Source organism: Flavobacteriaceae bacterium (assembly GCA_003443635.1).
Taxonomy (GTDB): Bacteria; Bacteroidota; Bacteroidia; order Flavobacteriales; family Flavobacteriaceae; genus AU392.
Window position 1 is genome coordinate 826,513 of sequence record CP031964.1, and the last position, 24,142, is coordinate 850,654.

General features: G+C 31.6%; 21 protein-coding genes. 9 read left to right on the forward strand and 12 right to left on the reverse strand.

Going from position 1 to position 24,142, the window contains the following annotated elements; genetic code table 11:
• Positions 1–119: 119 nt before the first annotated feature.
• Positions 120–2,225, forward strand: a complete 2,106-nt coding sequence (locus D1817_03580; GenBank protein ID AXT18977.1) for a hypothetical protein — start codon at positions 120–122, stop codon at positions 2,223–2,225.
• Between the two features lie 19 nt (positions 2,226–2,244).
• On the opposite strand, the gene D1817_03585 is transcribed toward D1817_03580, so the two are convergent.
• Positions 2,245–3,495, reverse strand: a complete 1,251-nt coding sequence (locus tag D1817_03585) for a hypothetical protein (protein ID AXT18978.1) — start codon at positions 3,493–3,495, stop codon at positions 2,245–2,247.
• On the opposite strand from D1817_03585, the gene D1817_03590 reads away from it, so the two are divergent.
• Both D1817_03590 and D1817_03595 read left to right on the forward strand, forming a co-directional pair.
• On the forward strand, positions 3,487–4,713 hold the full coding sequence (locus D1817_03590; GenBank protein ID AXT18979.1) for a hypothetical protein: 1,227 nt from the start codon (positions 3,487–3,489) through the stop codon (positions 4,711–4,713). The two genes, D1817_03585 and D1817_03590, sit on opposite strands and share 9 nt — an antisense overlap.
• A 23-nt stretch (positions 4,714–4,736) precedes the next feature.
• Positions 4,737–6,134: a hypothetical protein gene (locus D1817_03595; protein ID AXT18980.1), complete on the forward strand. Its 1,398-nt coding sequence runs from the start codon at positions 4,737–4,739 to the stop codon at positions 6,132–6,134.
• A gap of 19 nt (positions 6,135–6,153) precedes the next feature.
• Here the strand turns inward: D1817_03595 and D1817_03600 are convergent, their stop codons facing one another.
• Positions 6,154–6,435: a hypothetical protein gene (locus tag D1817_03600; protein AXT18981.1), complete on the reverse strand. Its 282-nt coding sequence runs from the start codon at positions 6,433–6,435 to the stop codon at positions 6,154–6,156.
• Between the two features lie 273 nt (positions 6,436–6,708).
• Entirely contained in the window at positions 6,709–7,947 is a 1,239-nt protein-coding gene (locus tag D1817_03605) for a 3-deoxy-D-manno-octulosonic acid transferase (GenBank protein ID AXT18982.1), read from the reverse strand.
• Between the two features lie 125 nt (positions 7,948–8,072).
• Between D1817_03605 and D1817_03610 the strand changes: the two genes are divergently transcribed.
• Genes D1817_03610 through D1817_03620 form a run of 3 tightly spaced genes read left to right on the forward strand, consistent with a single transcriptional unit; the run spans position 8,073 to position 11,531 of the window.
• Positions 8,073–9,227, forward strand: a complete 1,155-nt coding sequence (locus D1817_03610) for a DegT/DnrJ/EryC1/StrS family aminotransferase (GenBank protein AXT18983.1) — start codon at positions 8,073–8,075, stop codon at positions 9,225–9,227.
• On the forward strand, positions 9,220–10,242 hold the full coding sequence (gene galE / locus D1817_03615) for a UDP-glucose 4-epimerase GalE (protein AXT18984.1): 1,023 nt from the start codon (positions 9,220–9,222) through the stop codon (positions 10,240–10,242). The genes D1817_03610 and galE overlap by 8 nt, the downstream gene beginning before the upstream one ends.
• 11 nt (positions 10,243–10,253) lie before the next feature.
• Positions 10,254–11,531: an amidohydrolase family protein gene (locus tag D1817_03620; protein ID AXT18985.1), complete on the forward strand. Its 1,278-nt coding sequence runs from the start codon at positions 10,254–10,256 to the stop codon at positions 11,529–11,531.
• A gap of 102 nt (positions 11,532–11,633) precedes the next feature.
• Here the strand turns inward: D1817_03620 and lspA are convergent, their stop codons facing one another.
• From lspA to D1817_03635, 3 genes are read right to left on the reverse strand one after another with little or no spacing between them, the layout of a single operon-like run.
• Positions 11,634–12,131, reverse strand: coding sequence for a signal peptidase II (gene lspA / locus D1817_03625; GenBank protein ID AXT18986.1), 498 nt, complete (start codon positions 12,129–12,131; stop codon positions 11,634–11,636).
• 14 nt (positions 12,132–12,145) lie between these two features.
• Positions 12,146–13,027 carry a [acyl-carrier-protein] S-malonyltransferase gene (gene fabD, locus D1817_03630; GenBank protein ID AXT18987.1) on the reverse strand — a complete coding sequence of 294 codons (882 nt, stop codon included), beginning with the start codon at positions 13,025–13,027 and terminating at the stop codon, positions 12,146–12,148.
• Between the two features lie 45 nt (positions 13,028–13,072).
• Entirely contained in the window at positions 13,073–14,629 is a 1,557-nt protein-coding gene (locus D1817_03635) for an FAD-binding protein (GenBank protein AXT18988.1), read from the reverse strand.
• A 192-nt stretch (positions 14,630–14,821) separates the two neighbouring features.
• Between D1817_03635 and D1817_03640 the strand changes: the two genes are divergently transcribed.
• Entirely contained in the window at positions 14,822–15,217 is a 396-nt protein-coding gene (locus D1817_03640; protein ID AXT18989.1) for a hypothetical protein, read from the forward strand.
• A 17-nt stretch (positions 15,218–15,234) separates the two neighbouring features.
• On the opposite strand, the gene D1817_03645 is transcribed toward D1817_03640, so the two are convergent.
• The 6 genes from D1817_03645 to D1817_03670 all read right to left on the reverse strand — a co-directional run bounded on the left by D1817_03645 (position 15,235) and on the right by D1817_03670 (position 20,249).
• Positions 15,235–16,146: a dihydrofolate reductase gene (locus D1817_03645; protein AXT18990.1), complete on the reverse strand. Its 912-nt coding sequence runs from the start codon at positions 16,144–16,146 to the stop codon at positions 15,235–15,237.
• Positions 16,147–16,154: 8 nt separating this feature from the next.
• Entirely contained in the window at positions 16,155–16,637 is a 483-nt protein-coding gene (locus tag D1817_03650) for a hypothetical protein (protein AXT18991.1), read from the reverse strand.
• A gap of 16 nt (positions 16,638–16,653) precedes the next feature.
• Positions 16,654–17,478: a thymidylate synthase gene (locus D1817_03655; GenBank protein ID AXT18992.1), complete on the reverse strand. Its 825-nt coding sequence runs from the start codon at positions 17,476–17,478 to the stop codon at positions 16,654–16,656.
• A gap of 198 nt (positions 17,479–17,676) precedes the next feature.
• On the reverse strand, positions 17,677–18,291 hold the full coding sequence (locus D1817_03660) for a hypothetical protein (GenBank protein AXT18993.1): 615 nt from the start codon (positions 18,289–18,291) through the stop codon (positions 17,677–17,679).
• A gap of 171 nt (positions 18,292–18,462) precedes the next feature.
• Complete coding sequence (locus tag D1817_03665; protein AXT18994.1) at positions 18,463–19,431, reverse strand: electron transfer flavoprotein subunit alpha/FixB family protein; 969 nt, start codon at positions 19,429–19,431, stop codon at positions 18,463–18,465.
• Positions 19,432–19,502: 71 nt separating this feature from the next.
• Positions 19,503–20,249: an electron transfer flavoprotein beta subunit/FixA family protein gene (locus tag D1817_03670; protein AXT18995.1), complete on the reverse strand. Its 747-nt coding sequence runs from the start codon at positions 20,247–20,249 to the stop codon at positions 19,503–19,505.
• A 248-nt stretch (positions 20,250–20,497) separates the two neighbouring features.
• Between D1817_03670 and D1817_03675 the strand changes: the two genes are divergently transcribed.
• Both D1817_03675 and D1817_03680 read left to right on the forward strand, forming a co-directional pair.
• On the forward strand, positions 20,498–21,475 hold the full coding sequence (locus D1817_03675; protein AXT18996.1) for a pyruvate dehydrogenase complex E1 component subunit beta: 978 nt from the start codon (positions 20,498–20,500) through the stop codon (positions 21,473–21,475).
• A gap of 154 nt (positions 21,476–21,629) precedes the next feature.
• Positions 21,630–24,134 carry a carboxypeptidase-like regulatory domain-containing protein gene (locus D1817_03680; GenBank protein AXT18997.1) on the forward strand — a complete coding sequence of 835 codons (2,505 nt, stop codon included), beginning with the start codon at positions 21,630–21,632 and terminating at the stop codon, positions 24,132–24,134.
• Positions 24,135–24,142 lie beyond the last annotated feature (8 nt).

The window sequence follows — 24,142 nt, forward strand, 5'->3', positions numbered from 1 at the left end:
CTTTAAATATCGCTTGTAAAACTTCAAAAAAAGGGATTTAAAGATGTTTTTTATGTGACGTTTTTGTGATGAACAGAATGAGATAATTATCTGATGTATATTGTCAAAAAAAATCTTTTATGAGTAATACTATCACTGAACCATTTACAGTTGGCGATTGGTTAATTGAACCAGAGTTATTATGTATTTCAAAAAGTAAAGAAGTCAGAAAGTTGGAATTCAGAACTATGGAGATTTTACTTTGCCTTGTTTCTAATCAAGGAGAAGTAGTGTCAAAAAAGAAATTACTTAATGAAGTTTGGGGAGAAGTATATGTAACTAGTAATTCATTAACAAGAGGAATTTCAAAATTAAGAAAAGCTTTTGATGATGATCCTCACAATCCAAAATATATTGATACTATAAGTAAGTCTGGTTATAGGTTAGTTGCTCCCGTTAAATTTAATCTGGATTCTAATTATAACACACAACTTGGCACCTTAATATCTCCAACAACCTCAGATGATAAAAGTAGACGATGGTTATGGAGTTTGGTCGCTATAACTGTTGTTTTAGTATTTAACTTAGCGAGTGTTTCGTTTAGAGATATCTATTCTGAGTTCTATGACCCAATTCCAGTTTCTACCCTTGTAGGGCCAGAGAGAGGGTTGGCTATATCTCCTGATGGAAAAAAAATATCTTTCTCTTATGTCGAGCCAGGAACAAATAATATAGATGTTTATGTAAAACTTCTTGACGATTTGAGTCAAATCAAATTTACAAACCTAGAAACTCAACAAGCCTATGGTATTTGGTCTCCTGATGGGAATTACATGGCTTATGCTAGCGTAGAAGATGGAAATTGTGGTATATATAGAGAACCAAGTTTTGGAGGAGAAAAGGTTCGTATTGGAGATTGTTTTCAGGCACCAAGAGATTTTGTATGGTCTCCCGATGGAAAGACTATTGCATTTACTGATTTCAAGCCTAGACGGCAAACCAGAAGTATTTTTTTCTTGGATATAGAAACCCATGTTTCTGAAGAAATTTTAACTACCGAAAAAGGAATATCAAATAAGACTCCTACCTTTAGCTCAAATGGAGAATATCTTTTTTTTAATAGAACCATCGATGGTCAAAATGGAGATATTTATAAAATGCGCATTTCTGATAAAGAATTAACCCGTCTAACTTTTGATAATTCATGGATTCTTGGATTAGACATTTTTGATAATGGGAAGCAAATAGCTTTCTCCTCAAATAGAGGAGGTCCATGGGCGATGTGGAAAATGCCTATTTCAAATGGAATTATAACACGATTTCATATCAATGATCGAGTGCCTGCTTATCCAAGATTTTCTGCTAATGGAAAACGTATGGTATATAAAAGTATCCAAGACCAAATTCAACTTTGGACTATTGAGAAAGAAGAATCAGGATTTAAAACCCCTGTACAAGTTGCCAGTTCTACCAGAACTGAAATACACCCATCTCTTTCTAACGATGGAAATAAAATAGTATTTATATCTAACAGATCAGGAAATTTTGAAGTTTGGTCCAATAACTTAAAAGATAATAATCTTACTAAATTAACGTCACTTAAAGGTAGTTTTGTTAATATGCCGTCCTGGTCTCGAGATGGATCTGAAGTGGTGTTTGATGCTAGAATTAATGAAGATAATGCCATATATATATTAGATGTAGCTTCTAAACTAATAAGAACTTTTATTGACTTAAAAGGAGATCAGGTTAATGCTCGTTATTCTAGAGATGGGAAATTTATTTATTTTGCCTCTAATCACTCAGGAACATGGCAAATCTGGAAAAAATCAGTTTTTGATACTAATGCAGCTATTGAGCAAATAACCACCAATGGAGGATATCATATGCAAGAAGGTTATAATGATGGTTATTTGTACTATTCTCGATCTGACGCTTCAGGTATATGGAGATTAAAAGAAGGAGATGATAAAGCAGAAGAATTATTTATATCAAATTTAAGTAGTATCGATTGGGGGAGTTGGGTGCCAGTTAATGATGGAATTCTCTATATAAATAGAGATTTTGGAATACAAATTTACCACCAATCTTATAATACAGAAAAAGCACCTGTTTCTCTATTTAATCCTGCCAAGCGAATTCAGCTAGCAAACCCAACCTTAACTGCTACTTTAGATGGAAGTAAAATTATATTTGCTCAGATTGAAAATAGTGAAGATGAAATTATGATGGTAGATTTTAAATAATGTCTTTATAATATTTTTATTAATCGAATACTATATTTTGTTCAGATTTATTATAAAGCTCTATATTTTTCACTTCACTTAATCCATAAAATCGATACCGCACGCCAACAATATCTCCAATAGAATTTTCAAATTGAGTTGAGAAAACTTTTTTATGATCTACAGAAACTGTAAGATGTTTGTTTTCTGTTTTAATATTAATAATTCTAAATTCAGAAAAATCTACGCCTAAAGAAGATAAATCATTTGTTTTACCATTTATCGTTTTTTCACTTATTAAGCCTTCAATTTCTGAAATACAACCTGAAATTGCAAACGGAATAATTAATGCACTTTTTGTGCCTATAATGTATACATATGTTTTTTGACAAACCGCCCATTTTTCTCGATATACATTTTTAATACTCGAGTTTAAGATAAAATTATCGCCAGAAATGGAGTCTAAAGAATTAATATAATGAAATGTAGAAATTAAAGGTTGTGTACTAGATTTAATTTCATTCATTACGTTATTCGAAAATGATAAATTGTGCTGTGACCAGCTTTTATCTCTTATGTATTTTGGTATAGGTTCATAATCTATGGTTGCTAACCAGCCATCTGTTTTAATAAATAAATCGTGCTCTTTTATGATATTACCATCAATCATTAATTTTGCTCTAAAATAACCAGGATAGTAATACTGTCCAGTCGCTTGAGTTTGCTCTTGTTCTAACTTTATGATTTTTGTAGGATCCCAAAACTGCTGAATATAAATGCTATCTGATTGAACTCCGTTTAAATTAAAATCAAAAACTACTGAGTTAGGTAGTCCTTTGGTAACAGGCTTACTTGCAAATGTTATCTTTGAAACATCAAAACCTGCCTCTTCTTTATTATTAATACCTATAACCGAAAACAGTGAAATAAAAAACAGAGCAATTATTGAAGCATATCCAAAAATTTTAACCTTGTTATCGTTAGGTTTTATTTTTCTGTTTTCAGAAATGTTGTCCTCAGATTTTATTTTAAAATCTCTCCAATTATCATATCCTGCAAATTGAGAAAGAGTATTTAAAGTACTTATACTTGGAGCACTTTTATAATTTACTTTGCCCCAAACACGTTTTAATGTTGTTGAACTAAGAAGAACCTGTGTTTCTTTTTGTATTACCTCACTTAACTCAATAAACATTTCGCTATGCCATTCTTTGGCAATTCCCCATCCTAACTTTTCTTCAATTTGAAGTAAGCATTTTTGAACTAAACGATATTCTTTGTAATGATTCATGTTAATAACCAAAGTTCATTAAAAAAAACGATGTGTACAATATTGAATGGTTTTGTATCAACTTGTTACAGTAAAACACAAAAAAAAACAAAGCTTTACAAAAAAAGCATTATGAGATTTTTCAAAATAACTATTGTATTATTATGTATTTGGCAAACAAGCATCGCACAAAATTATATTCCTATTGATACCCTAAATTGGGATATAAGAGCTAAATCGTACGAGCTAAAACATTACAAAGGAAAAGATGCTATTTATATAGAAAATGGTGCAATTTTTCTTAAAAATGCTAAATTTTTAAATGGAACGATTGAGTTTGATATATTTCTTAATGAAGAACGTATGTATCCTGGTGTTTTTTTTAGAGCTGATGAAAATTTTAATAATGGAGAGCAATGGTTTATTAGAACACATTTATCTGGTTTAGAAGATGGTAATCAAGCTGCGCCTGCTACAAACGGCATAACACCTTTTCAGTTTTATTTTGGCCCAAAATATTCTTTTGCATACGATTATAAATATGATGATTGGACACATGTAAAGGTTGTCGTTAATAATGATAAAGCACAAGTGTTTTTAGATCATGCAAAAAAACCAAACTTATCTTGGAATTTATTTCATGAACCCAAAGCAGGTGGATTAATGATTAGAGGAGGAAGAGTACCTATGCATATAGCAGATGTTAAAGTTAATATAAATGAATACAAATTAATAGATTTTAACCCCATAGAAAAGAAACCTATTGAAAGCTTAATACAAGAATGGGAAGTGTCTGATAAATTTGAAGAAAAATTGCTAGAAGACCCTACAAAAATCTCATCGGTTATTAAAGAAAGAAAATGGGGAAGAACAATTGAATTAGAAGAAGGTATTGCAGCTAATATCTCTAGAGTGCAAGTACTACGTAATGGCACTCCTGGAGAAACTGTATTTGCAAGAGTTATAATTGATTCAGATTACAATCAAATTAAATTATTTCATTTTGGATATAGTGATAGGGTTATTGCAATTTTAAATGATGAAGCTATTTATAAAGGTGATAATGGATGGAGAACAAGAGATTATCGATATTTGGGTACCATTGGATTATTTGATGGGATTTATTTAAATTTAAAAAAAGGCAAAAACACTTTGTTAATGGCAGTTTCAGAAAATTTTGGTGGCTGGTTGATTACTGGGAAGTTTGATAATAATAAGGGAATTAAAATATTAAAATAACTTAAAATAAAACGTGAGCTCTTATGAATTCATTTTTTAAAAAATATAAAATAAAAGCTTTAATATTTCTGTCAATTTTTAATTTTTTATCATGTCAACCTCAAACAACACTTAATAATGGTAAAACAAATGAATACCATTTTAAATTTGGAGGAATAGAAGATCGTTTAATTACTGTTGAAGCAATAATTCCGGTCAGAGGAGATGAGTTGAATATGATATCACGCCCTCAAAGATTTATTCCTGATATTAATAGTTGGTGGGATATTATTACAATAGAAGAAATTGAAGACGAGCAAGGCAATTCCATTAAGATAATTGATATTTCTAATGATAAGGCAAAACTAAATCAAAGAGTAGATGGAGTTCTTAAGATTAAATATACAATAGATATTTCTTATATAGATAAAAATTATCCTAATCTAAATACAGCTATTGGAAAATCTTTTAAAGAAGGATTTTTTATAGTTGGAAAACCATTATTCATTTTTGAGGATTGGAAATTACCTGTTAAAGTACAAATAAGCAAACCAGATGAGGTGAAAATAACCGTTCCTTGGGAGACCAAAGATTCTGTGTATTCTGATATTAATTTAAGAAAATTAATGCTCTCAAATATTATTATTAGCACAGATACTATTGGAGTAGTAGATTTCTCTATAGATAAATTTTCTTATAGTTTAGCCACATTTGCTTTAGAAGACAAATCGATTGATTTAGTTAAACAAACCGCCAAAGATATTTCTAATTACTATGTCAAAACATTTCCATTTGATCATGATATTAGATATGTGCAGTTAGTTTATGGTGTCTCAGGAGTAAATGGAGGAGGAGAAGCCTATCCAAACAGTTCTGCAAGTGCTATTTCAAAGAATAATATGAAAGATTCGTTTTTATGGAAGATTACGGTATTTCATGAATTATTTCACATGTGGAATTCACATATGCTTAATGGTGTAGCTGGATCTGCAGATATGGAATGGTTTCAAGAGGGCTTTACAGATTATATGACAGAATTAGCATTATTAAAAACTGGACATATAGACGCTTCTACGTTATCTGATTTTCAAAATCAGAGTTTAAAGTTATTAAAAAGAAGATTAGAGAATAATACTGAAAATATTACTATAAAAAACAGTGGCTCTGATAAGGGGGAAAACTACGTTATTGTATACAGGGGCGGATGGCTAATAGCAAATTGGCTAGATAATAGATTAAAGGAAATAACTAATGATAAATGGAACATAGAACGATTATTTCAACAATTATTTATAAAATACCCACCTAATGGAGAATTTGTTTTGAATGTTGATAATCTTTTAAAAGATATCTCGATAATAGATGAAGGTATTTCACAAGATTTAAAATCGATTCTTAATAGCACAAATTGGTCAACTATAAGTAACTATATAAATCAGTAAAATCAAGAAGAAATTTAAATTAATCTTTAATATTTCGAGACTTAATCTTTTTGTTCATTCCTTCTAACCATTTAAATTGCTCTTTAATTTGCTCACGACGCTCCTCAATAAGCCTATATTTTTCATCTATCTCTTGCTGTACTTTTAATTTGCGATTGCGCTCATCTTCTTCTTTTTGGAGCTCTGCTTTTCGAGCATTTTCGAGTTTCACTTTTTTCTTAGATTTATTAATTACAGAAAACATAATAATAAAAATAAGTATTACTGAGGCTGCTAATACTATTTTAATCCAGTCTTCCATAGTATATAAAGTGTTTTAAAAATGAAAATAATATTTAAAGATATAAAAAAAGAAGTAAATGTATTTTTATTAAATAAGTAGTATACTCTTTATTTTAATCCAATTCTAATTGATCCATACTTACTCTATAAATATCACCCATACCATTTTTTACTTGATTAGCTTTAGAACATCCAAATAAAAGTAAGATCGTTAGAGTTGATATGAGATATTTTAGCATCATAATTATAATTAATTACTGCTAAAATAATTCTTTAATAATAAATTGTCAATTTAGTTAGTAATGTTAATGTAAGACATTATTATCGTTACTGCACCTTTGTTTTTAGAAATATAAGCTGCATTTAAATCTCCAGCAATCTGTCTCGAATCTTCTTTTTGTATTAAATTATTGAGAATTTCATTAAACTCTTTTTGATCAGAAATCGAAAACAATCCTCCATTTTTTATCATTTGATGTGCCTCGGGAAATTTGCTAAAATGATTGCCAATAATAATTGGAACACCAAAAACGGCAGGCTCTAAAGTGTTGTGTAGTCCCGTATTTCCCATTGCACCACCCACGTAAGCAATATCAGCATAGCTATAGGTTTTCGATAAAATCCCTATAGTATCTATAACGAAAACTTGATTAGTAGAAATATCTGATTTCTCCTTTTCAGAAAATAGAACAACACTTTTTTTAATACGTTGCTTTAATTGTTCAATCTGATTAGCTTTAATATTATGAGGAGCAATTATAAACTTTATGTCATTGGATGAAGCATTAATGTAGTCTATAAATAAATTTTCATCTTCAGGCCAAGTACTACCAGCAACTACACATAATTTATCTTGCTTAAAAATTTTGATAAACTCTAAAGTGTTATCAATTTTTAATTGATTGGAAACGCGATCAAACCTAGTATCACCAGAAACAGTAACGTTATTAAAATGAACACTCTCAAGTAGTGTTTTTGAATGTTCATCCTGAACAAAGATATGTTCAAAAGCACGAAGTGATTTTTGCATCCAAGCACCATAAAATTTGAAGAATCGTTGTTCTTCTCTAAATACTGCTGAAATTAAAATGGCACGAATATTTTTATTAATTAACTCCTGTAAATAATTAGGCCAAATGTCATATTTTACAAATACAACAAGTTCGGGGTGAGTTATATTTATAAACTTTTTTGCATTTGCCTTAGTGTCTAAAGGGAGGTAAATTACAACATCTGCAATTGGTGATTTTTTTCGTATTTCATAACCCGATGGAGAAAAGAAACTCAGAATGATCTTATGGTTGGGGTGTTTTTTTTTAATTAACCCAAACACAGGAAGCCCTTGCTCATACTCTCCTAGAGAAGCACAATGAAACCAGATAGTTTTATCTTTAATGGAAAGTTTAGATTTTAAAATCGAAAATGTTTCTGCTCTTCCTTTAACCCCAAGCTGTATTTTTCCATTAAAAATCGAAACTATTTTTAATGGAAAAACAATGGTATGTGTGAGTATATTATAAAGAGATTTCAACGATTTTCTTTATGGCTAAAATACATTTCTTTATTTTAATTTTATCTGTTTACATAAATGATTTTTGTATTTTAGCTACCAACAAAATGAAACCCACCTAATTTTATAAATCACTAGAATAATTGATGAGAAAAATTCAAATGGTTGACCTTAAAGGTCAATATCAAGATATAAAAGATACCGTAAATGCTTCAATTGCTGAAGTATTAGAATCTACAGCCTTTGTTAATGGCCCTGAAGTACATGCATTTCAGAAAAACTTAGAAAATTATCTAGGAGTGAAACATGTTATTCCATGTGCTAATGGAACCGATGCATTGCAAATTGCAATGATGGGATTGGGATTGAAACCTGGTGATGAAGTTATTACTGCCGATTTTACTTTTGCGGCTACTGTTGAGGTAATTGCTCTGTTACAATTAACTCCAGTTTTGGTGGATGTTGAACCTGATACGTTTAACATTAATGTTGAAGCTATAAAAAAAGCAATTACTCCAAAAACTAAGGCTATTGTTCCAGTACATTTATTCGGACAATGCGCTAATATGCACGAAATCATGGATCTTGCCAAAACACATAATTTATTTGTGATTGAAGATAATGCACAAGCGATAGGAGCTACATATACATCTAAAGATGGAAATAAAGCAAAAGCAGGAACAATTGGTCACGTAGCATCTACATCATTTTTTCCTTCTAAAAACTTAGGATGCTATGGAGATGGTGGAGCAATTTTTACTAATGACGACGATTTAGCACATACTATTCGTGGAATTGTAAATCATGGAATGTACAAACGCTACCATCACGATGTGGTTGGTGTAAATTCTCGTTTAGATGCCATACAAGCAGCAGTGTTAAATGCAAAGCTACCAAAGCTTGATAGCTATAATAAAGCACGTCAATCGGCAGCAAGAAAATATAATGAAGCGTTTAAAGATGTTAAAAATATCACAACACCATTTACAAAAAAGAATTGTGATAATGTATGTGATGATTGTGATTGTCATGTATTTCATCAATATACTTTAAAAATAAAAAATATTGATAGAGATGCTTTGGCACAATATTTAAATGATAACGGAATTCCTTGTGGAGTATATTACCCAATTCCATTACATAAACAAAAAGCGTATGCAGATACGAGATATAATGAAGCAGATTTTCCTGTGACAAATCAATTAATAAAAGAAGTTATTTCATTGCCAATGCATACAGAGTTAGATGATGAACAAATTAATTTTATCACATCAAAAGTTATTGAATTTGTGAATGGGTAAAATACTTGTTACAGGTGGCTTAGGGTTTATAGGATCTCATACAGTTGTAGAGCTTCAAAACGAAGGCTTTGAAGTTATAATTATTGATGATTTATCAAACTCTTCTATAAACGTTTTAAACGGGATCACCTCAATAACAGGAATCACTCCTATTTTTAAACAAATAGATTTAAAAGAAAAATCTAAAGTACAAGCCTTCTTTAAATTACACCAAGATATAAAAGGCATTATTCACTTTGCAGCTAGTAAGGCAGTTGGGGAAAGTGTTGAAAACCCTTTGTTGTATTATGAAAATAATATAAATACGCTGGTATATGTGCTTCAGGAATTAAAACAATTGCAGCAGGCAAATTTTATTTTTAGCTCATCTTGTACAGTTTATGGACAAGCCGATGTATTACCAATTTCTGAAGAAGCACAAATTAAATTAGCAGAATCTCCTTATGGAAATACTAAACAAATAGGAGAAGAAATTATTAAGGATGTTTGTAAAAGTAACCTGAATATAAAAGCAATTGCTTTGCGATATTTTAACCCTATTGGTGCTCACAAAAGCGGGTTTATAGGTGAATTACCAATCGGGATACCTCAAAATTTAGTGCCGTTTATTACACAAACTGCTATTGGATTGCGAAAAGAACTTTCAGTATTTGGAGATGATTACCCTACACCAGATGGTACTTGTATTCGTGATTATATTCATGTGGTAGATTTAGCAAAGGCACATGTTATAGCATTACAACGATTATTAAAACTTAAGAATAAAAGTAATTATGAAACTTTTAATATTGGAACAGGTACGGGGAGTTCCGTTTTAGAAGTGATTCAATCTTTTGAAAAAGTTTCTGGTCAAAAGTTAAATTATAAAATAGCTAACAGAAGAGAAGGAGATGTTATTTCTGCATATGCAAATACCACTAAAGCAAATATAGAATTAGGATGGATAGCGAAATCTACCTTAGATGATGCTATGCTATCGGCTTGGAAATGGGAGCAAAACATTAAGAATAAATAAAAATTGAATATATGAAAAAAGTAATTTTTGCATTACTAATAATGCTTACACTAGGTGTTACTGCACAAAACACCTATTTACATTGTGGTAAATTAATAGATACAAAATCAGGTAAGGTTTTAACTAAAAAAACTATTGTGGTTTCTGGAAATAAGATTATTTCTGTAAATGAAGGTTATACAAACCCTAAAAATTCTAAAGACATTGTTGTAGATCTAAAAGATAAAACGGTAATGCCTGGGTTAATTGATTTACATGTTCATATCGAAAGCGAGACAAACCCAAGGAGTTTTGTGGCCAAGTATACCGACAACGAAGCAGATGTTGCATTTCAATCTACAGTATATGCTAAACGTACCTTAATGGCTGGATTTACCACAGTTAGAGATTTAGGAGGCTCAGGAGTAAATATTGCATTACGTAAAGCCATTGATGGAGGCCTTGTTGATGGGCCTCGTATTTTTACTGCAGGAAAAATAATTGCTTCTACAGGAGGACATGGAGATAGAAGTAATGGTGCTAAAGCTGATTTATTAGGAGACCCAGGCCCAAAAGAAGGTGTAGTGAATTCGGCTGCAGATGCACGTAAAGCAGTTCGTCAGCGCTATAAAAATGGAGCTGATGTGATTAAAATTACAGCTACTGGTGGTGTGTTAAGTGTTGCTAAAAATGGAAGCAATTCTCAATTTACTGCTGAAGAATTGGAAGCCGTAGTATCTACGGCTAACGATTACGGAATGTTAACTGCTGCACATGCACATGGAGATGATGGAATGCAGAGAGCTGTTAAAGCTGGAATTAAAACTATTGAGCATGGAACGTTTATGAGTAGTGAAACTATGGATTTGATGAAACAAAAAGAATCGTATATGGTACCTACTATTAGTGCAGGGAAATATGTAGCCGAAAAAGCTAAAATCGATGGTTTTTATCCTGCAATTATTGTTCCTAAAGCTTTAGAAGTTGGTCCGCAACTACAAGGTACTTTTGCTAAAGCTTATAAAAGAGGAGTGCCAATTGCTTTTGGTACTGATGCTGGTGTATTTCCTCATGGAGAAAATGGTAAAGAATTTAGATTTATGGAAGAAGCTGGTATGCCAGCTATTGAAACTATTCAATCAGCAACTATTACTAATGCAAAATTATTGAATAGTGAAGACGAATTAGGCCAAATCGCTCCTGGGTTTTTTGCAGACATTGTAGCGACTGACGATGATCCTACTAAAAAGATTTCGACTATGGAGAATGTAACATTTGTAATGAAAAACGGAAAAATATATAAGAAATAAAATTTCACTTCATTATAGAAGAGTAAAATGACACATAAACAAAAAAAGCTTTAACGTTTAGTTAAAGCTTTTTTTGTTTTCCTATATTAACTTAATGTTCAGTTAATTTATTGGTTTCTTTTTTCGATTCAAAAAACTTCCTACTAATAACATAATCATTCCTGTAGTTACTGAAACATCAGCAATATTAAAAATACCGGTTCTAAACACGCCACCAAAATCTAAGTGTAAAAAATCGGTAACAGATCCATAAACAAAACGATCAAATACATTGGCAATACCGCCACCAATAATAAATGTAAAAGCGGTTAGAGTCCATCTATCCATATGTTTCTCTTTAAAAATATAAAAAGTAACCAGACCTAAAACAATTACAGGTAATAAAAGTAATAATAAGATCCTCATCATAGGACTTAAATCACTCCCCATCCCTAGAAAAGCTCCAGTATTCTCTACATTTGTTAAAATAAATGCGTCTCCTATTAATTGAATTTCTTCACGAAAAGTTATAGAACCTCTAACCAAAACTTTAGTAATCTGGTCAATAGCAATATTTATAATAATTAAAATAATAATATAGGCCGTACGAGACAATTTCATCTGTATATATGGTGTTATAATGTTGCCGAAGCAACTTCTGCTTCTCTATGTATTTTCTTAACTAAACCTTGTAAAACTTTCCCAGGACCAAATTCGATAAAATGTGTTGCGCCATCAGCTACCATTTGTTGTACAGATTGGGTCCAACGAACTGGTGCTGTTAATTGAGAAATTAAATTTGTTTTAATCTCAATTTCATCAACAATAGCACTAGCTGTTACATTTTGATAGATAGGACAATTAGGTCTATTAAATGTTGTTCCTTCAATAGCCGCAGCTAATTCTTCACGAGCAGGTTCCATTAAAGGCGAATGAAATGCACCCCCAACAGGAAGTACTAAGGCACGACGCGCCCCTTCGGTTTTTAAAGCTTCACATGCGATATTAATAGCATCTATTTCTCCAGAGATGACCAATTGTCCAGGGCAATTATAATTAGCAGCTACGACAACACCTTCAGTTTGCTCACATACTTTTTCTACAATAGTATCATCTAAACCTAAAACAGCTGCCATTGTACTCGGTTGTAATTCGCAAGCTTTTTGCATAGCTAAAGCACGTTGAGAAACTAATTTTAGAGCATCTTCAAAATTTAGAGCACCATTAGCAACTAATGCTGAAAATTCACCAAGTGAATGGCCTGCAACCATATCAGGGTTAAATGTATCGCTTAAAGTTTTAGCTAGAATTACTGAATGTAAAAAGATAGCGGGCTGTGTAACTTTAGTTTCTTTTAGAGCTTCTGGTGACCCTTCAAACATCACATCTGTGATATGAAATCCTAAAATGTCATTTGCTTTTTCAAATAGCTCTTGAGCTAAAGGAGAGTTTTCGTATAAATCTAAACCCATTCCAGAAAACTGAGCTCCTTGACCAGGAAATATATATGCGTTCATTTAATTTTGTTTTTTAAAGCTGCTAAAATAACAATAATATTAAACTTATAATCCAATAGTTGCTGCTTTGGCACAACGTTCACCATCCATAGCAGCAGAAACAATCCCTCCAGCATAACCACCACCTTCACCACAAGGAAAAAGATTAGTTATTGTCGGGTGTGCTAAATTATCATTCCTGGGAATATTTACAGGAGATGAAGTTCTGGATTCTACACCTATAATATTGGCTTCAGAAGTATAATACCCTTTCATTTTTTGATCAAATGCTTCAAATCCTTTTCGTAACCTACTTCCGATTAATTTAGGTAATAAGGAATGTAATGGTGCAGAATTAAGTCCTGGTTGATAAGAAGTAGAATTTAATGTAGTAGATAATTTCCCTTCTACAAAATCTGTAAGACGTTGTGCAGGCGCTGCCTGACTTCTGCCTCCTGAAGTAAATGCTAAACGCTCTAAATCTTTTTGATACTCTAAGCCTTTTAAAGCCCCAAAACGTTCATATTTGTATAAATCTTTACTTGAATTAATTTCGACTACAATCCCGGAATTAGCAAATGTGTTATTGCGTTTAGACGGAGACATCCCATTAACTACAACTTCACCATTGGCAGTAGCAGCAGGGACTATAAACCCACCAGGGCACATACAAAAAGAATATACACCACGTTCATTAATTTGTTGAACTAAACTGTATGAAGCAGCAGGAAGTAACTCATCACGTTTCCCGTCACAATGATATTGAATCCGATCTATAATTTCCTGTGGATGTTCTACACGAACCCCCATTGCAAATGATTTTGCTTTTATGGCAATATTTTTTTTATGTAATAAATAGTAAATGTCTCTAGCTGAATGCCCTGTTGCTAAAATAACTCTATTAACTGACATTTCTTTATCATCTTGAAATTGAAGCGCTTGTATAGTATTGTTTTTTATTACAAAATTTGTGACACGAGTTTCAAAATGAATTTCACCACCATATTTTAAAATAGTTTCTCGAATATTCTGAACTACTTTTGGTAGTTTATTCGTTCCAATATGTGGGTGAGCATCTACTAAAATTTGATTAGTAGCTCCATGGAATACTAAATTTTCAAAAATACGTCTTACATCACCACGTTTTAAACTACGAGTGTATAATTTACCATCAGAATAAGTACCTGCTCCACCTTCTCCAAAGCAATAGTTTGAATCTTCGTTTACAAAATGATCTTGATTAATAGCTTTTAAATCACGACGACGATCTTGTACATTTTTACCGCGTTCTAAAACAATTGGTTTAAAACCTAATTCGATACAGCGAAGTGCTGCGTACATTCCTGCTGGTCCAAAACCGATAATATGAATTGATTTTGCATTAGATATATCTTTATAATTAAAAATATACTCAGAATCTTGAGGTACGGGTTCTTTTACATAAACGGCGATTTTATAATTTAAAATGATTAATCGTTTTCGCGCATCGATTGATTTACGAAGTACTTTTATGCCAGTAATATCAGCTTCTTTAATGTTTAAAAACTGTGCTGCCTTTTTTATAAGAATATCGGATTGTGATTCTTCTTTAAGCGTTACACGAAGCTGAATATCTTTTACCATGCTGCGAAATTAGGAAAATAAAGCTTAGCTTGATAAGTATAAACAAACTTGATTAATTACTTCTTTTATCAGTCATCACTTCTCTATAAATACCTTCAAAAACGAAGTATGATATAATTTGTGTTTTTAGAGAGACAGCAAAAAAATTTTATTAAATTTAAGAAAATAAAATAATCCTAAAGATGATAGCTTATGGAATTTACATTGAAAACAACTATTAAAGCTACTGCTAAGCAAATTTATAAAGCATGGTTAAGTACTCAAGGTCATACAAAAATGACAGGAGGTGTAGCTTTTATTTCGGATAAGGTGGGTGATAGTTTTACAGCTTGGGGTGATCACATAAAAGGAAAAAATTTAGTTTTAGAACCATATCATAAAATTGTTCAATCTTGGAGGGGATCTGATTTCAAAAATACAGATGAAGATTCTCAAATAGAAATTATACTTAATGAAATTGAAGCTGAAACGGAGTTAACGTTAAATCATACGAATACGCCAGAAGATAAAGATAGTGAGCATTATGTAGAAGGCTGGAAAAGACATTATTTTGAGCCTATGAAAGCTTATTTTGAATTTAAGAAGTAAAGAAAAACTATAATAAATCATCGTTTTTCATAAGTAATAAATGAAAAAGCATGTTTGTGAGTATCGTTTTTTTCGTGAAGTATATTATTAGTTTCTTTCCAAATGGTACTATCAATTTTTGGAAAAAAAGTATCTGCTTCAAAACTTTCATGCACTCTTGTAAGCTCAATTTTATCTGCTAAAGTCATTGCTTGTTTATAAATTTCGCCGCCACCAATAATAAAAGGCTGTGAATCATTTTTTGAAGCATTAATTGCATTTTCTAAAGAGTTTACAACAATTACACCTTGAGGGACAACATAATCAACCTGTCTTGTAATAACTATATGAGTTCGGTTAGGTAAAGGCTTAGGGAAGCTCTCAAAAGTCTTGCGCCCCATAATAATATGGTGACCATTAGTAAGTAATTTAAACCGTTTTAAATCATCGCTTAAATGCCAAATTAATTGATTGTCTTTTCCAATAGCATCGTTCTCTCCAGCAGCAACAATAATAGTAAGGTTTTTCATTTTTTTAGAAACAACTTCTTTATAAACCTCGCTTTTTGCAATATGAACTTCTTCTTTTTCAAATTTGTTTTTAAGTTTTTCTATACGAACTTGCTGTAAAGCTACGAGTTTATCAAGTTGTTTTTGTTCCCAATTTTTACCCATAAACTTATGAGTTATAAATACATTACATAAATGGTAAATTAAAATAGCCAACCATCCAATAATAGCAAAAACAAACCAGTCGATTTGAAATATTTTTACACTCTTTCCAATGCCTAAAACAAGATTTGCGACTACTAAAAATAAAGCACCAATTAAAAACACTATAAAATGAATGTATAAGCGTTTTTTTTGCCTGATACGCTGTTGTGCATTTTGGATTAACTCCAATTGCTCTGCATCTATTTGTGGTTTTGGTGTATTTTTTTTACCGAACATAATTATTGTTATCTAAAGTTGATTCTTCTATGCTCGATGCTTTGTTGTACTTTTTGCTTCGATTTTTGAGTCTCACTAATTTTAAACTTTACAGGAATGAACATAGGAACTTCGACCGCTTCATTATTTATATAACCAGGCTTGACCATTTCAGGAATTAATTTAAATATTCTAATGATTTCGTTTTTGATCATTTCATGAGGTATATCTACCTCTATATTTATAACTTTACCTTGCTTATTAATTTTAAATTTAACGTTATATGAATACTCTTTTGCTGGTAATCCTAATGAACTTAAAAACTCTTTCTTTAGGTTACTTGATATATGTTTTGATATTTTAGTTTGAAAACATTTACGTTGTTTGTAAATATCTTTTTTCTTTTCACAACCAAGGTATATAGGGTAAGTTTCTATAGGATTAATCTTCTGATTATTTTCTTGTGCAAAAGAAATTGTGCTAAAAATGAATAAGACAAATAAATATTTCATAAAAACCCTATTTAGATTATACAGCTACCACTCCTTTAATATGCGGATGTGGGTTGTAATCTACTAAGGTAAAATCTTCAAATGTAAAATCAAAAATATTTTTAACTTCAGGATTTAAAATCATTTTTGGTAATGGTCGTGTATCACGAGATAATTGCAATTTTACTTGCTCAAAATGATTACTATAAATATGAGCATCTCCAAAAGTGTGAATAAATTCACCAACTTCGTAGCCACAAACTTGAGCCATCATCATCGTAAATAAAGCATAAGATGCAATATTAAAAGGCACTCCTAAAAAGATATCTGCGCTGCGTTGATAAAGCTGGCAAGATAATTTTCCGTTAGCTACATAAAATTGAAAAAACGCATGACAAGGAGGTAAAGCTGCTTTTCCGTGAGCTACATTTTCGCTAAACGATTTTGAAGTATCAGGCAAAACCGAAGGATTCCAGGCAGAAACTAGCATTCTACGACTATTGGGATTGTTTTTAAGCGAATGAATTACTTCCTGTATCTGATCAATCTCGTCACTATTCCAATTGCGCCATTGATGCCCATATACAGGCCCTAAATCACCATTCTCATCAGCCCATTCATTCCAAATACGAACTCCATTTTCAGTAAGATATTCAATATTTGTATCGCCTTTTAAAAACCAAAGTAGTTCGTAAATAATAGATTTTAAATGCAATTTTTTAGTGGTCACCATCGGAAACCCTTCACTTAAATCAAATCGCATTTGATGCCCAAACACACTTTTTGTACCTGTACCTGTACGGTCTCCTTTTTCATTTCCGTTTTCTAAAACGTGTTTTACGAGATCTAAATATTGTTTCATGCTCACTTTCCGCGAAAACGGAAATCTCTTTAAAATTAAACATCTAATTTCTAGGAAATAAAAATATAAAAAACATTATATACAAATTGTAAAAGAGAAAGTTAATATTAAAAGTTATTAACCTAAAGCCATTAGTGTAAATAAGAAACTACTTAGCTTGATTTAGAATAAATGACTGTAAGTTAAGAGCGGATAAACTTATCCTCGTTTAGAAATTTCATCCCTTATTCTTGCTGCAGTTTCGTAATCTTCGTTTGCAACAGCTTTATCTAGCATATCGTGAAGCTCTTCTAAAGATTTCTCTTTAAATGTTTGAATGGATTTACTTTCCAATTCTTCTGCTAAAACTTCATCAACTAAGATATTGTCTTTTTCAACAGAACTTTCATCTTCAGGATTTACCTTTAAATAAATGCCAGCTTTATCAAGTATGTTTTTGTAAGTAAATATTGGTGCTTTAAAGCGTAAAGCTAAAGCAATGGCATCACTTGTACGTGCATCTATAATTTCTTCAGTAGAATCTCGTTCACAGATTAAGCTTGAATAAAAAACGCCATCTACAAGCTTATGAATAATAACTTGCTTTATAGTTATATCAAAACGATCAGAAAAATTTTTAAATAAATCGTGAGTAAGTGGTCTGGGAGGTTTTATTTCTTTTTCTAAAGCAATAGCAATAGATTGGGCTTCAAATGCTCCAATAACGATAGGTAATTTTCGATCACCATCTACCTCATTCAGAATCAATGCATAGGCACCATTTTGCGTTTGACTATAAGATATACCTTTTATGTTAAGACGAACTAAACTCATATTTATATAGCAAAAAACCGTTTAAATTAGGACTTTACCAAACCTATTACCCATTAATTTAAATTTAATATGAATTATTAGATAAAATGATTAATTGGTTAGTTGATTGAATTTTATAAATCAGTTAACCTTATCTAAACGATCTTTTGTGATGTTTACAATTTAATAAATTTAAGCGTTTTGTGCTTTAAATTCTTTTAGTTTTTCTATTAATTTAGGAACTACTTCAAAAGCATCTCCAACTACACCGTAATCTGCAGCTTTAAAGAAAGGTGCTTCAGGATCTGAATTTACGACAACTTTTACTTTAGAAGAGTTAATTCCTGCTAAATGTTGGATTGCTCCAGAAATTCCAATTGCAATATATAAATTAGATGCTACTGGCTTACCAGTTTGTCCTACGTGTTCACTATGTGGTCTCCATCCTAAATCTGAAACGGGTTTAGAGCAAGCTGTAGCTGCACCTAAAACTTCTGCTAATTCTTCAACCATTCCCCAGTTTTCAGGGCCTTTTAATCCACGTCCACCAGAAACAACAATTTCTGCATCAGCTATTGTTACTTTATCTGTAGCCTTATCTACAGATTGGACGTTAATATTAAAATCGTTATCTCCAAATGAAGGAGAAAATGATTCATTAATAGCGCTTGCCGAATTTTCAACTAAACCAAAAGCATTTTTTGATAATCCAATAACTTTTACATCTGAAGTAATCTCAGTATTGCTAAATGCTTTGTTTGTAAATGTAGTACGCTTTACTGTAAATGGAGCTGTACTTGAAGGTACTTCTACTACGTTTGAAGCAAAACCTGCATTTAATCCTACAGCTACTAAAGGTGAAAGGTATTTGCTATTTGCACTAGAGCTTAAAATTACCACAGTTGCATTTTCTTGTTGTGCAGCTTGTTGGATGGCACTAGCATAAGCTTTTGCGTTAAATCCATCTAACTGTGCATTAGTTGCATTTAAAACTTTATCTACACCGTAGGCTTTTAACTCAGATGAGTCACTCGCATTTATAGTAATGGCTGTTACTGTTGTATCTAATTGATTAGCTACAGCTTTGGCGTAAGATGCAACTTCAAAAGCTACTTTTTTAAAAGCACCTTGTTCTGATTCTGTATATACTAAAACGGACATATTTTTTTATTTGTCACCCTGAATTTAATTCAGGACTTGTTTGATTTTATTTGTATTTTTTTGATTTTAAATTAGATGACTTTAGCTTCATTATGAAGTAAACTCACTAATTCATCTATATTATCTGCATCTACAAGCTTAACAGAACCTTTTTCTGCAGGTTTTTGAAAGGTAACATCTTTAGTTTGGGCTTCTCCTGAAGTTGGTTCAACTACAGTTAATGGTTTTTTACGAGCCATCATAATTCCTCTCATATTAGGAATACGTAAATCACTTTCTTCAACCAAACCTTTTTGCCCTCCAATAATTAAAGGTAAACTTGTAGTTACAGTTTCTTTACCACCGTCAATCTCTCTAGTTGCAGTAGCATTTGTACCATCTACCTCTAAATTAATACAAGTATTAACAAAATTAGCACCTGTTAACCCAGCAATCATTCCAGGTACCATTCCGCCATTATAATCTATAGATTCACGACCAGCAATTACTAAATCGTAACCACCGTTTTCGATAACACTGGCTAATTGCTTTGCTACAAAAATACCATCTGTAGCGATTGCATTAACACGAATTGCAGAATCAGCACCAATAGCTAAAGCTTTTCTTAAAGTAGGCTCAGTTTCTGGCCCTCCAACATTTACGACATCTACTGATGCTCCTTGCTTCTCTTTAAACCACATTGCTCTTGTTAATCCAAATTCATCATTAGGATTTATTACAAATTGCACACCATTGGTGTCAAATTTTGTATCGCCTTCAGTAAAATTAATCTTTGAAGTCGTATCAGGAACATGACTTATGCACACTAATATTTTCATCTATTTTAAAATTTTATATAGTTTATGTTTAGACGTAATTGCCATTACAAAATAACCTTTAAGGAAAGTCATAATTTTAATTTCGTAAAACATTGTTTTTTAAGGCTGCAAAGGTACATAAAATTCCAAATATTTGCTATGCGTGCATAATAAATATTTTTAAGAAATAGTTTCGAGAATAGTAATACAATAATTACTATTTTTGCTCTCTATTGTATATAAAACATTATTTATAAAAAATAAATTAAATGAAGACAATTCAGTTTAGGGAAGCAGTTTGTGAGGCCATGAGTGAAGAGATGCGAAGAGATGAGAGTATTTTTTTAATGGGAGAAGAAGTTGCAGAGTATAATGGTGCTTATAAAGCTTCAAAAGGGATGTTGGATGAGTTTGGCCCTAAACGAGTGATTGATACTCCTATTGCCGAACTTGGTTTTGCTGGGATAGCTGTAGGATCTACAATGACGGGAAATAGACCTATTGTTGAATTTATGACTTTTAATTTTTCATTGGTAGGAATCGATCAAATTATAAATAATGCAGCAAAGATCAGACAAATGTCTGGCGGGCAATTTAAATGTCCAATAGTATTTAGAGGGCCTACAGCTTCTGCAGGACAGCTAGCTGCAACACACTCGCAAGCATTTGAGAGTTGGTTTGCTAATACACCAGGACTTAAAGTTGTGGTGCCATCAAATGTATATGATGCTAAAGGTTTATTAAAATCTGCAATACGTGATGACGATCCGGTAATTTTTATGGAGAGTGAGCAAATGTATGGAGATAAAGGAGAAGTGCCAGAAGGAGAGTATGTGATACCAATTGGTGTTGCAGATGTAAAACGTGAAGGTACTGATGTAACTATTGCTTCTTTCGGTAAGATTATAAAAGAAGCATATAAAGCAGCAGATGAACTGGAAAAAGAAGGTATTTCTTGTGAAATTATAGATTTGCGTACAGTCCGCCCAATGGATCATGATGCCATTTTAAATTCAGTTAAAAAGACTAATCGATTGGTAATTTTAGAAGAAGCATGGCCATTTGGTAATGTAGCTACAGAAATTACTTATCAGGTACAAGCACAAGCTTTTGATTATTTGGATGCGCCAATAGTAAAAATTAATACAGCAGATACTCCAGCTCCATTCTCACCAGTATTACTTGCAGAGTGGTTGCCAAACAGTAATGATGTGATAAAAGCTGTAAAAAAAGTAATGTATAAATAAAAAATAATTTTTTACGTTATAAAAACTTCATCACTATGTCGATGAAGTTTTTTTATGAATTTATAATATGTCAAAATCTAAGGATTATTAGTGAGAACACTAAAATTATTTATTAAATCTAAATTGTGGCATGTAAAATGATAAGTGTATATAGATGAAATATAAATTACTCTATTTATTTATTTTAATAACCGGCATCACTTTTTCGCAAACAAAAATTAGCGGACATGTATTTGATGAAAATAATGAACCTGTTGCTTTTGCAAATGTTATATTTAAAGGCTCTATTATAGGGACTACAACCAATGAAAATGGTAGGTTTTATTTAGAATCTGATAAAAACTGGAAAGAGGTGAAAATTTCTTTTGTAGGATATCAAACTTTAGAAGTTGCTCTTGAAAAAAGGATAAGTTATGATTTGAAATTCACACTTAAGGAAGATGTTGCACAGTTAAATCAAGTTGTTATTGTATCTGGAAAACAGCCTAAAAAAAATAATCCAGCAATAGATATCTTGCGAAAGATTTGGGCGAATAAGCGTAAAAACGGACTAAAGCAGTTTAAACAATATCAATACGATAAATATGAAAAAGTAGAATTTGACCTGAATACTATTGATAGTGCTTTAATAAAAAGCCGTTTGTTTAGAGGAATGGAGTTTGTATTCGATCAAGTTGATACTTCTAGTGTTACAGGAAAAACATATTTGCCGATGTTTATTAATGAAGCAGCTTCGGAAGTTTTTGGAGACAATATACTTAATAAAGAAAAGGAAGTCATAAAAGGAAATAAAAATTCTGGATTTAGTGATGATCAAATTATTATTGATTTTGTTGATGACCTGTATGCAGATTTTAATGTTTATGACAATTATTTAAAGTTTTTCGATAAGAGTTTTGTAAGTCCATTATCTCGTACAGGGATTAATACTTATAATTATGTGCTTTCAGATAGTACTTATATTGATGATAAATGGTGCTATAATATTATTTACTATCCGCGACGAAAAAACGAGTTGACGTTTAAAGGCGATTTTTGGGTTAACGATTCTACATATGCTATAAAAGAAATTAATTTACAGGCTACAAAAAGCGCAAACATAAACTGGGTTAAAGAGATTTATATAGAGCAGGAATACGAAGTTTTAAACGATTCACTGTTTTTAATAAAACGAGATTATATGCTTTCGGATTTTGCATTAAGTAAAAAAGAAAAATCTCGAGGAATCTATGGTAAACGAACTACGCTATATGATAATTATCAATTTGATAAAGAATTAGAAAACCCTAAGTTTTATGACAAGGTAGTTTATGAATACGATAAAGATGTATATCATAGAGGTGATGAATTTTGGGAAGCAAATAGATTAGAGAAGTTGAATAATGATGAGAAAGGGGTTTATAAGATGTTAGATACCTTGAAAACGGTAAAAAAGTTTAAACGTCTTTATAACTTAGGAAGTATTTTAGCATCCGGATATATCGAATTTCCTTCTTTAAATTTAGATTATGGTCCTATTTTTTCTACCGTTGGATTTAATGAAGTTGAAGGGTTTCGTTTAAGAGCTGGGGCACGAACTTATTTTGGAAGCAACGATTTATGGCGTTTAGAAGGGTTTACAGCTTATGGTTTTAGAGATAATAAATTTAAATACGGAATTTCAGGAAAATGGCTGCTCGATAAAAAGAGCAGGCTTATTATTTCTGGAGGTAATCGTCGAGATGTAGAGCAGATAGGAGCAAGTTTAACAACATCTACAGATGTTTTAGGGCGTAATTTAGCATCTTCATCTATTGTGAGTACAGGTGCTAACGATAGATTAACAAATATAAACTTATCTACATTAGCTATAGAAGCAGAGCCATTTCGGAATTTTATTGTGAGGTTGGGAGGAAGTTATAGAACTTTAGAATCTGCATCACCTACTTTTAGTTTAGATTATAATGACCCAGATTCTCCAACAGGAATTTCTTCTGAGGTAAAGCAATATGAAACCTCATTATCACTTTTTTATTTTCCAGGAAGGAAGACCACAGGTTTTGGAGTAGAACGATTAGATGCAAATGATGGTTTTTCAAGATTATTTGCACAAGTTAGTCGTGGCGATAAAAGCATATTAAATAGTGATTTTGATTTTACAAAAGTTCAGTTTTCATATACTCAACCTTGGCAGCTAGGTGGTTTTGGACGCTTAACTTCATCTTTAGAAGCAGGTAAGACCTTTGGAGAAGTGCCTTTAGGGTTGTTAAGTGTTGTACCAGGAAATCAATCTTTATTTTCTATATATAATACGTTCTCACAACTCGATTTTTATGAGTTTGTAACAGATACTTATACATCACTACATTTAGAGCATAATTTTAACGGACGCTTATTTTCTAGGATTCCATTTTTACGAAAATTAAACCTGAGAGAAATAGTTAGTATTCGTGGAGTATGGGGAGAACTTTCGGATGAAAATATTGCATTAAGTACAACAAGTAACCCTAATAGTATTCTTTTACAGGCACCAGATGACGAAATTTATTGGGAATATAGTTTAGGAGTAGGTAATATTTTTAAAATCTTTAGGTTAGATTTTAATTTTAGAGGAAATTATCTTGATAATCCAGGAGCTAGACGATTTGGTGTTACAGGTACTTTTGGGTTCCATTTCTAACGTCTCTT